This is a genomic window from Peribacillus aracenensis (assembly GCF_025175645.1).
GTDB classification, from domain to species: Bacteria; Bacillota; Bacilli; order Bacillales; family DSM-1321; genus Peribacillus; species Peribacillus aracenensis.
The window spans coordinates 20,962-36,890 of record NZ_JANZMJ010000045.1; the positions used below are offsets into that span (position 1 = coordinate 20,962).

Sequence of the window (15,929 nt, forward strand, 5' to 3'; positions counted from 1 at the left end):
CTCTCATTATGTTTTTATTTTTTTATTTTTTTATTTTTTTATTTTTCTTACTAATTGGCCTTATCTTATTTCTTAAATTCTTTTTACCACCATTTTTTAAGTATAATCTATGCTCTAATCCACGACCTTGATTATAGTTTAGGCCTTTTTTTACCACATTAAAATCGGCATCACTATGCACTTTACTGTGTGCATACTTCCTGGCGTTTATATTCTTAGTTCTACCAACATAAACAACTTTTCCCTTCTTAGTAAGGGTATATACTGCATGAGTGGCTTTTTTAGCAGCTTTAATTTTCCCTACACCAATTGCACTCATTGCGGCAGCCCCTGCAACACCTTTCCACCCTTTTCCAGACTTATATGCCTTATATCCAGCATATGCTCCCATACCAGCATTCACAGCTAACCAGAACCATCGTCCATCTGGATCTACCATCATAATCGGATTATTTCCAACATAATTATACCCATTCTGAGTCAAAATATCATCATCGTCACCAGGGTCCGGATCCAATGATACGAAGACACCATGTGTTGGATGATAGTATCTTGCCATTAAAAAAAAGAGACCCGTTTCTTCATCAAACTGATATCCGGCATAACGGAATGGATTTTCTAGTGCAATCCCCGTACGTTTTGATTCTAAAGGATTTCCCCAACTGTCATATGAATAACTTGCGACTAAATTCCCAGATTTATCTGTTAATGCAAAAACATTCCCACGTGGATTATAGTGATAATAATAAGTGGCTGAAACAGATGTTCCACTATATTTATTAAATGCTAAAAGTTGGCCATCCACACCATACACATAAGATCGTAGTACTTGGTCACTTGTATTCGTTTCATATAAGACGTTTAAACTGTCCCCATCATAGATGTAATTTGTAATGGTTCCTTTAACATTCTTTTGAATTCTTCTGCCATCATCATCATATTTGTATTCTGCATAAGGAGATGTTTCCCCTTTTTTGTAAATAGCAATTAGTTGATCAGCAGCATTCCATTCGTATGTGTAAGTACCATCTTCCATTCGATTACCATTAGCGTCGTAGTGTAGCTCATTCTATTCGAGAAGGAAAAGTATCCTGTTCACTAATCATGGGGAAATTAGGGTCATATGCGAGACAAAATAAATTTGCAACTACTTTAAGAGAAATGGGGAGAATCGAAAAGACTATTTTTATTTTGGATTACATATCTAACGAAACACTACGCCGTCGAATTCAACGAGGACTAAATAAAGGAGAAGCGATGAATGGGTTAGCGAGATCCTTATTCTTTGGAAAAGTGAGTTGCGGGAACGAGGAATACAAGACCAGCTACAACGTGCAAGTGCTTTAAACATTCTAATTAATGCCATTAGTCGTTTATCTTACAAAAGCAACAAAACTATTGAAGGAAAAAGGGAATTTGAGAGAAGACTTACTTAAACATTTTTCTCCATTAGGATGGGAACACATTAATTTCTTGTGAATACAACTTTGATGCAAGAAAAGTAACTAGTTTACACCCTACGCCCTCTTTTTCAATAATATAAAAGGCCGATGATTCCTTAGCGTAGGAAAAATCGGCCTTTTTTACCTCGGAATTTCTCTTAGCGTATGTTTTCCGCGTTTTGTTGGTAGGACCCCTTCTTCTCTTAATCGCATTTGAGCTTCTAATTAATTTAGTTTTTAAATAATTTTTTCTAGCTTTTTTAATTCCCTTGTAGCTTACTTACAGGTGTTCTTTTTAAATGTTTTTTAGGATTTTTTACTAATTTTTTAGCATGGAGTTGATGGTTTGATGTGGACAGGCGCGGGTAGAGTGTTAGGTTTTGTTTCTAAAGGAAAGTTTGCAATGAGAGCAATCAAATCGAAAAATTTGCGTGGTAATACAGCTCAATTTTCCAGCGCCTTTCAAAGTAGATTTCTTCCCTTGTAACTTATTAAAGAGATAAATACTTCCCTGCACCTGAAGCAGCTCCAATCCCAGCAGCTAAAGCATACTGCCAAAAATGTCCGTCTGGATCGACCTTCATAATCGGATTATTTCCAACATAATTATACCCATTTTGAGTAAGAATATCATCTTCATCACCAGGATCTGGATCTAACGATAAAAAGACACCGTGAGTTGGATGATAGTAACGAGCCATCAAATAGTAAAGCCCTGTTTCTTCATCGAAATGATATCCTGCATAACGAATTGATTTATAAATTTTTGAGGTGCCATTTTGAATTTTATCAATTGAAAATGACCTACGAATTAGTTGAGTTAATAATAATAAAAAAACAACCTGAATCCATAACAGGGTTCAGGTTGTTTCTGTTAACAAATTCCAATATCACTTTTCGAGTTTATGTCATAAACTGTAAAATAAGTCTTAATTCATTTTAACTATATCTAAAAGTAATTCTCTAACCCTTTCGTGAACGAATAATTCTTGAGAAAAATCAGGATAGGTATCAAGCTGTTCTTTTAATGGTTCATATTGAGGGTACAAGGTAAAGAAATCTTTATACAATAAATTTCTTTGATACTTAGGAATCTTCTTATTAGAATTTACATAACCTAAACTCCCACTTATTAAAGAACAAAAACTATCAAAGTCTCCCATCAAACAATACTTAGAATTATTATTAAAGAATGTATTTTCAATTCTTTCTATATCTTCTGAGGGAAAATCATTTTTTAATAATGTTTCCATTTTTCGGAGTTTTAATAATAATTCCTTTTCAACTTTCATTAATTATTCACTCTTTCGTCATAATAAATAGTTTACCTACTTTTTCTTTTTCCAACCGTTGTGCCAAAATGTCACTATTTTCCCCCTTCTTGTATAATAACCTCCTTTCTTCCCTTTCTTTATCTTATATCCTTTTTTTCCAGTAGATAGTATCATTTTTTCTCGCAAATGTTTATTTGACCGATAGAATGCTCTTGCCATCTTTGTATATCTTTTTTTGCTATAAGAGCGTCCCTTTTTAATGACATGTTTAGAATGATGGTACTCTAGAGATTTTGCGCTATTTTTAAAAGTACCCTTGTACCAAAAACGAGAAGACCCTTTTGCTGCTCGGAATGCTTTAAATGCTGCACCACCAACCAGACCAACTCCAGCAGCAATTGCAACACCTTTCCAACCTTTCCCTGATTTATATGCCTTATATCCATCATAAGCTGCAAATCCAGCATTAATAGCTAACCATACATAATGTCCATCAGGATCAACTAACATTACAGGATTATTATTCGCATACGTATATCCATTTTGCGTTAAAATATCATCCTCATCACCAGGATCTGGATCAAGAGATACAAAGACGCCATGTGTTGGATGATAGTATCTTGCCATCAAATAATAGAGACCCGTTTCTTCATCAAACTGATATCCGGCATAACGGAATGGGTTTTCTAATGCAATCCCCGTACGTTTTGATTCTAAAGGATTTCCCCAACTGTCATATGAATAACTTGCGACTACATTTCCAGATTTATCTGTTAATGCAACAACATCCCCACGTGGATTATAGTGATAATAATAAGTGGCTGAAACGGATGTTCCACTATGTTTATTAAATGCTAAAAGTTGGCCATCCACACCATACACATAAGATCGTAGTACTTGGTCACTTGCATTCGTTTCATATAAGACGTTTAAACTGTCCCCATCATAGATAAAATTGGTAATGGTTCCTTTAACATTCTTTTGAATTCTTCTGCCATCATCATCATATTTGTATTCTGCATAAGGAGATGTTTCCCCTTTTTTGTAAATAGCAATTAGTTGATCAGCAGCATTCCATTCGTATGTGTAAGTACCATCTTCCATTCGATTACCATTGGCATCATACTTGATTGTTTCGTTCCCATAAGTTATAAGTTGATTCATCAGATTATAGGAAGCAGTTATTGCAGATTGACTACCGATCTTTTGAGAGATTCTGTTCCCGAATCCATCATATTTATACTCATTTATGGTTCCATCTTGTAATGTCTCGTTGGTTAATTGATCAAGGGAATCAAACGTAAACTTAGCAGTACTTCCATTATTATAGACGATTTCTGTTCGATTACCATTAGCGTCATAGGTGTATGTTTCATCCATGACTGTTGTCACTGCACCTGTTGCTGTATCTACTTTATTCGTAGACATGGAAATGACTTGTCCAGCTTGATCATAGACGTATGTTGTTCCCACTCCATTTGCTGGTGTATAAGTTGTGACATTTCCAGATTCATCATAATCAAGTCTAAACGTATTGCTGTTGTTTTTTACAACCGTGTTTTGTTCTAGTTTATTATATTCATAACTAATTGTTTGATCTGTACCCTGGTGTGTAAAAGATGTACTTTGCAACTTATCAGAATCAGTTGGATATTTCCATGATACAGTACCTAGTGTAGCATTATTCTTTTTCAACACTTGACTAGTTATCCGATTTTTCGCATCAAAAACTTGTTCTTTCTTCAATTGATTGATCGAATCTATTATAGATGTTTCGTTACTATTTTTATCTTTTACAAATTCAAACGCTAGATCATTATTATAGTAGATCTTATCAATACGATCTGCATGATCATACGTATTTTTTATCAATTGTCCATTAGGAAGATTAGTTTGAACTAAATTGTCATTATCATCATAGGTGGAACTTGTTTTTTTATTTAAAGGATCACTTACAGAAATTAATTTATTATCCTCATCATATTCATAGTTGTATTCTTGTTTTTTACTCTCTGCAGTTATACCTTTAACTGTGTTATTTCCATTCTTATCATATTCATATGAAATAATAGTATTATTAGGTAAAGTAAGAGATTTTAGTTGATTATTAGAATCATTTGAATAAGTTTTTTTAGAACCTTCAGGGTTCGTTTCATTTAAAAGGTTTCCGATTTCATCAAATTTTTTCAGGCTGACCCTTCCAAGAACATCTGTTGTTTTTTCAGCATAGTTCTTCTTAGAATCATACACAGCTGATGATAAAACATTCCCTTCTATAAGTCGAAATGCATCAAACCATACTGTACCTATATTATTCCCTCTGAAAATACCATAAAAATCAATGGATTCTATCGCTTTTTTTGCATCAATGTAAAGAACAGCCCGATTCCATTCTTGAGTGCCTAATGGGAACGGAGTATTCCTAGATTCGGAGGTTCCATCCGCATATTTAATAGTAGCCCAAATTGAATAGTCTGAATTTGTCACTTTCTCAACTGAATTCGTAACATTCTCGCTCTTAGATACCGCAGTTAAACTAATCGGCTTAGGGTTATTTATGGACTGGTTCAATACGAAAGTCTGCCTATAATGAATTCGATCTTGAGTTGTTGAAGTTCTTACCATTTTGACAGATTGATTTCCATCATAGGACTCTGTATCCACGATACTTGCAGAACCTGAAGCAAGTACCCATCCTGTTTTCCCTTGTTCAAAACTACCATTGATAACTGGATTGTAAGAAGATGATACATCTGCCTTTTCTAATTGAATACGATCAAACCAAGCCTCACCGGAAGTAGCTGCATGATTATGATCCACCTCTAAATATAGGCGAACATTATTGACATTCGAAGCTGTCTTAAATGTGACTTGTCGTTTTGTCCAAGTATTCGTCCCTCTTAAAGCCGAATACTTATTATCATTATATTGTACACGAGTACTTCCATTTAATTGAGCCACATTCAAAAATGCTTTTGTATTCTTTAAATTATTGGTTTTTATATCTGCACTAAAAGTATATGTTTGATTAGGTTCTACTGGAATTACTTGAGTATAGGATGAATAACCAAGCTCTGTTCCTGTAGTTGTAGATTGTGTCGTTAGTTTTAACGCTTGTTTTCCACCTAACGGTTGAAACTCTTTTTCAGGTGTTGTTACTAATGAACCTACACCACTATCATTCGAGTTAGTTAGCGTCCAACTAGTAAGATAATCTTCAAAACTAGAATTCGTAACAAGATTGTTTGCTCCAGATAGAGCCGAACTAGATTCGATCTCATTTCCATAGTCGTCAAACTTAGATACAGAAGAAATTGCTCCTGCTTCATCTGTTTCAGAAGTAGGATTTAATCCATCATACGCAATGGTCGTTTTTTCACCTTCAGTATCAATAAACTCAACGATGTCATTGTTTTCGTTGTACTTGTAAGTCTCCGTTCCATAATTATCAGTCGCAAAAGTGATATTCCCATCTTTATCATATTTATAGGATTCAGTAGCTGTTGAGCCAACATCTTTTGGATCCCAAGATTTTATTAAATTATTCCCTTGATATTCATATCTTGTTTCAAGGTTATAGTTTGCCCCTGTTTGGTCAGGAGAGTATGCATCGATTTGCTTAACTGGATTAGCTGCAGCATTATATTCATAGAATGATTTATTTCCTCTTGGGTTCGTAACCGTTAATGTCCTCTTTGCCAAATCATAAGCAAACGTTGTGTTTTTTCCTTTAGGGTTTGTTACTTTTTGTATGCGTTTCTCACTAGTATTATATTCATAAGATGTTTCTACAGGTTTATCAGCAGTACTTGTTGGATCAATAACCTTTGATAGCAGTTTATTAGAATTATATTCGTACTTTGACACTTCATTATTAGAATTTTTCACTGAGATTAATTGATCATTGTTATAGGAGTATGAAGTTGAACGACCTTTAGGATCTGTAATTTTCGATACGAATCCATTTTGATATTCTAACGTTAGTTTTCTACCAGAAGCGTCTGTGATTGTTGTTAATTGGCCATCGACATATCCATAGGTGGTTTTGTTACTTTCCTTTTGTGCATCACGAATTTCTTTGATTTTACCAGTCGTTTTATCAAAATAAACTTTTGATTGGTCTTTAGAAGTTAAAATAAAATCAGTAGTCGTATCTGTCAGTTCAAGATATACACCAGTAGGAGCCTCATATGTTCCATCAGGTTTCTTTACAAAACTATGAATGGTTCCATCCTCATCAATAAATTTAATATAGGAAGACTCTGGTTTGATACTCATCTCAGCATCACTATACCAGCCTAAACCAAATATCCCCTTCGTTGTAGACATACTGTTATAGGTTCTTCCAATGCTTAATCCAGGTCCTCTACCGTCTATTGAATAATCTGTCTCATCTATGATTAAGTTTCCTGTTGCAGCATTAACTGTTCCGTTATTTACACCGATTCCAGTCCAAAAATCTTCCATTCCTAAGAAATCTTCTGCTCCTGGAATGGTTGGTCTAAATAAACCCGACCAGTTACTTTCAGGGTGTCCAGCATCACTGAAAGCCTTAATTTTAAACCAATAGTTTGTCGAATTTGGATACGTTCCTTTAGAATTTCTATATACAGGAGAAGGATCTAAAGCCAGCTCAGTACCTTCGCCTTTAAGATTTAATTTATATGCGCCTGCATCAATCTGAGCTTGTGTAGGCCAGAGCTTTTTATTTTGTGTAGTCCATGAAGTAGTATCTTTATCAACTGATGCTACTTCTTCATACTCAATTCCGTTGTAAAGAGCAATTTTATAGCCATCTGCACCTTCAACGGGTTCCCAATCTAAGTTTACATAGCCGGATTTTTCATTCATTGTATTTGCGTATGGACGACCTGTTGGGGTTTTCGGTGTTTCCATTGGCATATAAATTTTTGTTGCCGTGGATTGAGGGCTGTCCCCACCTGGATAAACCGCCACCACTCTTACCCAATAATTTCTACTATTAGGATACGTACCACCATCAGCTGCTGCATTTTTGTATACTGGATTAGGGTTGAATGCTAATTCAGTTCCTTTTTTATCAGTACTTAACGCATAAGAGCCAGAATCAATCTGAGATTGTGTAGGCCATATTTTTTGCCCTTTTGTGCTCCAACTTGTTACGTTTCCCACATTAAATGCTGTATAATCCTTGCCATTATACAGTAATACATTATATCCAGTAGCACCAGCAACTTTATTCCAATTAACGTTAAGGTATCCAGTTTCAGTATTTGTACCGTTGGATGTTGCGGTTACGGTTGGTGCTGGAAGGGCATCATAATGGTAAGTAACAGATAAATAGGGTTTTAACGTTGAATTATCTGAAGAAACAATTTTCTTCCAGAATTCTTGTCCATTACCGTTTACATGAAGTTTAAATCCATTATTGGCTTTTGTACCTGCAGCCCATGCTTTCACGGTATTTAATACATTAAACTGTACCCATTCATCTCTTCCTGCATTTATATTTCCAATATTCGTGGAACTCGGTTTATTGACCCAGGTTAAGGTGGAAGCATCCCAATTACCTGACACCTCATCTAACCATAAACCATTCTTTGTTGTCGCACTATAAGCGTGTGTTACATAAACATTTAAAGTAGCTGAATCAATAACTGCTTTATCAATCTTCGAAACATTCTGTTTTAAGAACGCATAATTTGTGCCAGTAGTTCCATCATAATATCCAACTTTTAAAACATATTGATTTAAACTAGCGTCCCACTTCTTTGTAGCCGTTCCATAATTTGTGGTTGGATAAGCACTCATTACAAAAGCATCTGAACTTGTGGATAATGAAGTAGTTGGATCAATAAACACAGGATAAACTCGTTCAGGTGATTTCAACCATTCTTCATCTGCTGTAACAGTCAGGAGATAACCACCTTCAACCTCTTTCAAATCGTACGTTACATCTTCAGAACGTGCAGTTTCTGAAGACTGTTCATCAATATTCGAATCTGTCATGAACGGTGCAGGAAGTACAAAAGTAGGTTCTTTTTCTTTTTCGTTATAAAATGCAATAGAACCATCTTCTTGAACTTCACCATTTAATTCTGTTTTTAATTGAAAGGTGAATGTATTTAGCCCTGTATAAGAATGAAGTATGATATCTTCTTTAACATTTTCATTAAAGGTAATATTTCGCAGATCAGTATCTGGGAAGATTTCTTTATGTGTAATTATATTTTCGTTAAAGCTTGGCTTTACATCCGTTACCTGTACGTTTTGATCCCTTCCCGAAGCTTCCATGATGGAGAATACAATAGATGCTTGGCCCTTTTCAAAAATCGCATATTCTCCCTTTTTCATTTCTTTATAGAAAATAGAGGATAATAAAGTGTTTTCTGTCCCAATCATTTTTTGATCATCTAGCGTTGTTTCATATAAATTCGTAGAAATTTCAGTGAATTCACCATTCTTTTCAATATGGACCGGATCAAAATAGATATTTTTTGTAAAGGTCCCATCCCCATTATCAAAGACTTTTGTATAATCCGTTCTTTCCTCAACAATCTCTTTTTCTTGTTGAGAATCTTCAATTTGTCCATCCTTCCTTTCTTCCCCTTTTTCTGTTTGTTCATTTGTCAGTTTATCATTCTTATTTGCGAAAGCTTCATACGGTACTGCAGTAAACACTAATAAGAATGCTAGAATCCAAATCAAGAATCTTTTTTGATAACCCTTTCTCATTTCTCCTTCTCCTTTTTATTAATCTACTAAAATTAAAAATGGAAATTTTAGCGAAAGATATTGGTAACTACTTAGCCCCCTATCCAAAACCAATAGAAATAGAGATAATTACATCACGAATTACCTCGTAAACTATGTTTCAAATAATGCTATTTCTCCTATTTTCATCACTTGTTTAATGGCTTCAAACAGGTTCTTTCTTTACTTTTTCAGTAGGTTTACAAATCTTAGTGCTATCGCGAAATTTTGTGCGCCCGTTTCACTTTGGAATGTACCGGAGACTTTTTGTTGCAATTTGGTCATTCGTAAATCTTGTTCGGCCAAATTATTATCAAAAGGAGCCTTTGAATTTTCTACAAATAGGAGTACGGAACCTTTACGCTTGGAGAGTAGATTTAATAATTTTTTCCGTATCATGATTCGCCATAGTGGCATTTTCCGCATATCCTTTTCCAAAAATGTCTAGGTATGTATCATTCATCCATGGCGTGAAGGCAGGTTTATTTTCAAATAATTTACAGGGGGTCTGAGTAAATACAAATATTAACTATCGTAACATATTCTGCATGTGAAAATTAACAGTTAATCATTTTAAAAGGATTTTCTCCTTTGTCTATTAAAAATAGGACGAAGGCCTGAGCTGATACTAGCGTATCTGACATAGAGCGTTAAAGTAAGAAGATGAAAAGTGCCTGAAACGGTGAGTATCGGAACTTTATTTTCTTTCTAAGCTTCTTAGCCTGCTGGATAAGAAGGGAAGTACTTTATTAGGCGACAAAGTTCCAATACCATGAACAGAAACCAGAAGTCGTAGAAGCTGCATGAGATAACTTAGTGATTGGACGTTAATAATGAAGATAGCTGGGTTTTAAAGTTGGATGTGCAAAATAAAACTTAAAGTCAGCGCAAATTACCTCCTAAAGTGACAGGTTTTTAGAGAAATTCTACTTACCATATCCAAAAACGGTCGTTTATGGTGATTTATCCATAACTTAAGAATTAAATGGCTTTTTTAATTTTGTTTAACAATCGGGCCATTTAATTAAAGTTCGTCGTTGCCTAAAAAGAAAATAATTGAAATAATTAGTTAAAGGTAAAGTAGGGTTATCATTGGTAACGCAATAGACAATGTGAATTTTAACAAAAGGGGATTATATAAGTATAGGGAAATTTTATGTGGCATCGAGTTTTAGGAACATTGATGCAGTTAATTATGTTACTAATCAATTAGTAAGCAAAGGGTACGTTCATACTTATGATTGGACAAGAAATGCAACAGCTAGGGAAGTGCAGATTTCCACATTGAAAGATTTAATAGAGATAGGGCAAAAAGAGAAAAATGCAGTAATGGAATCTGAATTTTGTTGTTATTTTATTACCAGGGGGAAAAGGTACTCATATTGAATTAGGTATTGCACTTGGTCAAGGCAAGAAGGTTTTTCTTTATTCACCAGATGGGGCAATAGATAACTTTGAAACAACGAGTACTTTTTACCATTTACCCGATGTAGAGAAATGTTATGGGACATTCGATGATTTATTAAAAAGGATTACTAACTAAACAAAATACTTGGGTGGTTCCTTCCTCAACTAAACTCCCTCAATAAACTAAACACAATCTCACGATTGCTCTAGAATTCTTAGGATTTCATAGTCATATCTTTAACCGTTATCTATGTAAGCTCGGCATTACTCCTCAAGGATAGGGATTTATCGAAAAAAGTGTATGCTAAACTAGCCAATTACAGGAAAAAATTGGTTTAAGCAATGTTATGATCGCACTTTTGGATATCCTCATGTCTCATGGAGGTCAACCCTCCCATGTCTCACAGAGTCGATGCTCCTACATTCCTTCGTTCAACCTTTCCATGAGGTGGATGTCGGTCATGCTGCCCCACAGGATCTAAGTCCTCACGTTAGTTGCTTTGCCGACTAATCCGTGCTTCACTTTTAAATGAGTGTTAATTAAATGACCGTGTAACCTTAAAATTCAATGAACTATGCGACTGTTTGATGTACTACAAATGTTGCCATATGAGGGATATCCTTTAACATCTTGTCTTCTTGAAACGTAAATTGTTTTTTACCGATTGAAAACAGAATTCGAATAAGCTTGTTACACAAGGCTATCAGAGATTGCATTTTCTTTAAGGGATTGTGAGAACGTGTTGTGTAATATATGAGCTCTAAAAGCCTTGTTCTTTGCCACCAGTATCATGGCTGCTCGGAATAAGAGATCCCTCAATTTCTTTCGTCCCCGTTTGGTAATCTTGGTCTGACCTTTGTGCTTTCCGGATGTGTTTTCTTTTAAACTTAAACCTGCTAATTTTACGATTTGGCGAGGATGTTGATAGTCTCTGAGGTCGCCGACCTCTGCGAAAAACCCTGCTACTGTATCTCGACCGATTCCTGACACCTCTAACATCTGTGTAACACCTGGGATATGGTCTAATAACTGATCTAATTGATGATCTCATTCTTCGAATTTCATTTGAATAAAATCATACTTCTCTAGTAAAGCTCTCAACTCTAATTTTGCCATAGCTGCCCCTTGACGAATACCAATCGAACGATTGGCTGCTTCTTTGAGTGCTCGTATCTTCTTTAAGCCTATACTGCGTTTTACCACTTGTCTTAAGGAAAGTAAGAGCTCTTCATCCGTATAATTTACAAGTTGATGTGGCAAGGCTTCTAGCTTTAGAAAATGAATAGCTGCCTTGCCTTCCCAACCTTTAAACACTGTCAAAAATTCGGGGAAGTAACGATCAAGCCAGTTATGAACTTGTCCCTGAACGACCTGTAAGTCAACGTTGAGAAGATCGCGAAGTTTTTTGGCCACTCGGAGTTCTGCATAAATTCCTTGTGGAATTGTTGGTTCGGCGTATCTTCCGTCTTTGACTAATTGTGCGATGACTTTTGCATCTTTCACGTCATTCTTTGTAGGTGAATTATCATCTAATTCTTTACTTCGTTTAACATGTAGTGGATTGACAGTTAAGAACTTAATATTATTCTCTTTTAGAAGATGAGCTAGATTTAGCCAGTAGTGACCGGTTGGCTCCATGCCTACAATCACTTGATTTAACTTACACTCTTTAACAAGTTGATTAATCCAATCTAGAAACGAATGAAATCCTGCTTTCGTATTTTCAAAGAAACAAGTTTTACCCAGTTCCAATCCTCTAAAATCCTGTGCTCTCGCGACATGATTGTGCTTGGCGATATCTACTCCGACAATTAAGGTTTCAGAAGTAATTTGAGTGATTTTATGATTTTGGTTATAATTCAATGTGAGACCTCCAAATAGATGTTTTTGTCCTTTTTTAGCTGGCCAGCTTAGGGCACATTCATCTTATCAAGAGGTCTTTTTTCGTTCAAATCTCATTTTCAGTTATTACAGGAATGCTGCCCCTATAGTTCATTTAGGGTTTTTCACTTCATTTTCCGAATGTATGATAATATAAAGAATCGCACATTCAAAAGGCCGCCAATTGGCGGCCTTCTTATGGCGCTAACACATCCGTTAGTAAGCGAACACCATACATTTTTCTTTTTCGCGTATGTTTGAATTAAAGTGTGACAATAATTGGACCATTTTTAGTAAGGATAATCGTATGTTCCAATTGAGCTACATAGCTTTTTTCTGTGGCATAGGTACAACCGTCTTCTTTTTGGAATGCTTCTTCTTCAAATGTAGAGATAAATGGTTCGAATGCGATAACCATCCCTTCCTTTAATAGTTCATTATCCCATGGATCATAATAATTACAAATATGGTCAGGTGCTTCGTGTATTCTACGTCCAACACCATGTCCTGTAAGGTTTTTGATAACAGTGAATCCATGCTGTCTCGCTGTTTCGAATACTGCTTTTCCGATTCTACTTTTTTTGGAACCGGGTTTTGCTTTCTTAAGACCTGCTTCAAATGCCTTTTTAGCAACGTCGCATATTTTGGTTAATACTGCTTCTCCTTCGCCCACTACAAACGAGATTCCTGTATCTGCGAAATAACCGTTTTTGGAACCAGAAACATCTATATTTACTAAATCTCCTTCATGAATAACCCGAGGACCCGGAATACCATGTGCCACTTCTTCATTAACACTAATGCAAGTATAGCCAGGAAAATCATATTCACCTTTTGGGGCTGAAACTGCACCTGCTTTTTCTAAAAGCTCTCCGGCTATATCGTCAAGTTCTTTGGTCGTTATGCCAGGAATTGTTCTTTGTACCAATTCATCTCTAATGGAGGCAACAATTTTGCCAATTTCCTTCTAAAAAAACCGTATGCTTTATTTGGCATACGGTTCTTTTACAGAAAAACGAGTTTTTAATTCATTAAATGTTTGACATAGCCTTCTTGATATAATCAGAAAGCTGTTTATCTATTTTATCCATTCCTAATCTCTTTCCAACTTCAGGATTCTCTTTATAATAACTTTCAGCTGCTTTAGCCATTTCTGGATCCTTAAGAGACAACTTACTAAGAAGTTCATTCCATTGGTTTGCCAATTGTGTGACGTCTAAATCTTCAGATGGTGTTCCTTTATCATATTCCACACGTATCTTTTCAGTAATTTCAACCCATTTACTTACATACTGCTTTCTTTCCTCTAGCCCAAGCTCTTTGAACATCTTTTCCTGTTGCTCTTGAGTAAAATATTTATCTTTTTTCATATTAATCACCTCAATTAGATTTATAACTTGTTCTACTTTCACTTCTTGTTGACTGTTAAGCAACTCGTATATTCTTTCCAATCGAATACACAATTGTTCTTGTATTCGAATAGAGTCTTTTACACTTTCTAGCTGTACTTTTATAACTTTAACTGGATTCAAGTTTGGATTTCCAATCATTTCTTTGATCTCATTCAAAGCAAACCCTAGCTGCTTTAGTGACATAATTTGTTGCAACTTAGCAATATCTGTTTCAGTATAAATCCTATGTCCCTTATCAGCAGTCTGCGAAGGAGAAAACAAGCCAATTTTGTCATAATGATGGAGCATCCGTACCGTAAGCCCTGTTTGTTTAGCTAATTCTCCAATTTTCCAAGTTTTTTTATTCAGAATCAACCCCTCATTTCGTACGAATTATTTTAGCCGGCAACATTACTATACAACCTGACATTGTGTTAGGTTCAAGTCACTTTATTATTTATTTTTATTGAAAAAATTTATTTATTATAATTTGAACTTCTTCTACAACTAAACTGCCCCGATAGTTCTATTAGAAAAAGGCTGCCACAGCAACCCCTGTTATTGAAGTAAAGCACCCGTTAGTTTAAGTACAATCCTTCACAATATGCTTCTTTTATCAAACCAAAAACATAGCAAACATTAAGTGAAATCTTATTTCTATTTATTACTTAATTTATAGCTATGAGTCTGTTAGATTAAGTCTCTATTTGGAGGGGCTAACCATACTATTATATTTATTAGATAGAATTCTGCCGTCTCACTTCTGTTGTAAATTTCATAAAATAGGAGTGATATCTCCATATTTTCTATACAAAAGAAGGTGAAACAAAATATGCCTCAATTCCTTGATGGAATAACATCTCAAAATGCTTCCTACGCAAATTCCATTAACATTCCAACTTTGTCTGCTTACCAACTTTTTGGACATGTTGGCCTTGATGTTAGCGAAGCAAATCCAACTGCAGTTATTCGTGTTCAATTTGACGGAATTATTACCTTGAAATTAAATCCAGCAAGCAGTAATTTTACAAATCGAGTAGAAATTAAAATTGTTAGAGGGACCGATCCAAATCTTAATACAATTTTTACCGGAATTAGTACTCTCATTCTTAATAGCTCTGAATTAGGAGCTCAAGAGTACGCATTTTCAGCCTCTGATTACAATGTCCCTAAAGGTTCAGGGTTTTTAGTGTATACAGCTTTTGTTCGTAATATTACTGGCTCATCTGAATCAGATGTAACGCGTGTTGGTCCAGAGAGCTTTAATGCGTTAGCTATTGGCTAAAATCAAACAAGATCCTGAGGAAGCTACAGCAGGGGTAATTGACCCCTGCTTATTTTTTTATGTCTTCTTCTAGAGTTTTGGGGCGTCTAAAGAGTGCGAAGTTCAAGAGCAACAATCCTATCCCAATCAATCCAGCAAAAAAGGTAACGATGAACCCCTGGGGAGTGCGCACAACGAGGCTATAGATAAGGCACCCCGTGAACGCCAGTACAATAAGGGTATGAATCAATCGATATCGTGACACTGGACCACCTCTTCCTGTTTAATTTTTGCTATATTATATCACTTACCCAGGCGGAGTTATGGCCATCCCCTCCCCGCCCAAAATTTATATTTTAACATAAAAACCCAAGCCCCTTAATGAATTATCCTACCCCGATAGTTTGCATAAATAAAGTAGGGAAACCACTCTCGTGGCTTCCCCCTTATCAAACCGTACGTGCCCTATTAAGGCATACGGCTTACCCATATGTTATAAATGTTTATCAAGAGGATGCGTTCCAGGCATTTTGCATC

7 protein-coding genes and 3 pseudogenes are annotated in these 15,929 nt (G+C 35.5%); 2 read left to right on the forward strand and 8 right to left on the reverse strand.

Annotated elements, in window-relative coordinates; all coding sequences use genetic code 11:
• Positions 1-22: 22 nt before the first annotated feature.
• Positions 23-1,036 (reverse strand): RHS repeat domain-containing protein, encoded by a 1,014-nt coding sequence (locus tag N0M92_RS26910; protein WP_311202610.1) that lies wholly within the window; start codon positions 1,034-1,036, stop codon positions 23-25.
• A gap of 68 nt (positions 1,037-1,104) precedes the next feature.
• Between N0M92_RS26910 and N0M92_RS26915 the strand changes: the two are divergent.
• Positions 1,105-1,479, forward strand: a pseudogene (locus N0M92_RS26915) (Tn3 family transposase).
• Positions 1,480-1,933: 454 nt separating this feature from the next.
• On the opposite strand, the pseudogene N0M92_RS26920 reads toward N0M92_RS26915, so the two are convergent.
• From N0M92_RS26920 to N0M92_RS26955, 7 genes and pseudogenes are all read right to left on the reverse strand, one after another.
• A pseudogene (locus tag N0M92_RS26920) lies at positions 1,934-2,188 on the reverse strand (RHS repeat-associated core domain-containing protein); the annotation flags it as partial.
• A gap of 183 nt (positions 2,189-2,371) precedes the next feature.
• On the reverse strand, positions 2,372-2,734 hold the full coding sequence (locus tag N0M92_RS26925; RefSeq protein WP_260288691.1) for a YxiJ-like family protein: 363 nt from the start codon (positions 2,732-2,734) through the stop codon (positions 2,372-2,374).
• 36 nt (positions 2,735-2,770) lie between these two features.
• Positions 2,771-9,430 carry a DNRLRE domain-containing protein gene (locus tag N0M92_RS26930; RefSeq protein ID WP_260288692.1) on the reverse strand — a complete coding sequence of 2,220 codons (6,660 nt, stop codon included), beginning with the start codon at positions 9,428-9,430 and terminating at the stop codon, positions 2,771-2,773.
• A gap of 201 nt (positions 9,431-9,631) precedes the next feature.
• A complete protein-coding gene (locus N0M92_RS26935) occupies positions 9,632-9,874 on the reverse strand; it encodes an IS66 family transposase (protein WP_397443931.1) in 243 nt (80 codons plus the stop codon).
• Positions 9,875-11,428: 1,554 nt separating this feature from the next.
• A pseudogene (locus N0M92_RS26945) lies at positions 11,429-12,719 on the reverse strand (IS110 family transposase).
• Positions 12,720-12,999: 280 nt separating this feature from the next.
• Positions 13,000-13,698, reverse strand: a complete 699-nt coding sequence (gene map / locus N0M92_RS26950) for a type I methionyl aminopeptidase (protein WP_260288696.1) — start codon at positions 13,696-13,698, stop codon at positions 13,000-13,002.
• A 70-nt stretch (positions 13,699-13,768) separates the two neighbouring features.
• The gene (locus N0M92_RS26955; RefSeq protein WP_260288693.1) at positions 13,769-14,503 is read right to left on the reverse strand and encodes a MerR family transcriptional regulator; all 735 of its coding nucleotides are present in this window, start codon (positions 14,501-14,503) and stop codon (positions 13,769-13,771) included.
• 457 nt (positions 14,504-14,960) lie between these two features.
• Here N0M92_RS26955 and N0M92_RS26960 point away from each other — a divergent pair, with 457 nt between their 5' ends.
• Positions 14,961-15,413: a hypothetical protein gene (locus tag N0M92_RS26960; protein ID WP_260288694.1), complete on the forward strand. Its 453-nt coding sequence runs from the start codon at positions 14,961-14,963 to the stop codon at positions 15,411-15,413.
• Positions 15,414-15,929 lie beyond the last annotated feature (516 nt).

Coding starts and splice junctions, on each gene's coding strand:
- N0M92_RS26910 (WP_311202610.1), bottom strand. CDS start 1,036: ATGGAAGATGGTACTTACACATACGAATGGAATGCTGCTGATCAACTA.
- N0M92_RS26925 (WP_260288691.1), bottom strand. CDS start 2,734: ATGAAAGTTGAAAAGGAATTATTATTAAAACTCCGAAAAATGGAAACA.
- N0M92_RS26930 (WP_260288692.1), bottom strand. CDS start 9,430: ATGAGAAAGGGTTATCAAAAAAGATTCTTGATTTGGATTCTAGCATTC.
- N0M92_RS26935 (WP_397443931.1), bottom strand. CDS start 9,874: ATGCGGAAAATGCCACTATGGCGAATCATGATACGGAAAAAATTATTA.
- N0M92_RS26960 (WP_260288694.1), top strand. CDS start 14,961: ATGCCTCAATTCCTTGATGGAATAACATCTCAAAATGCTTCCTACGCA.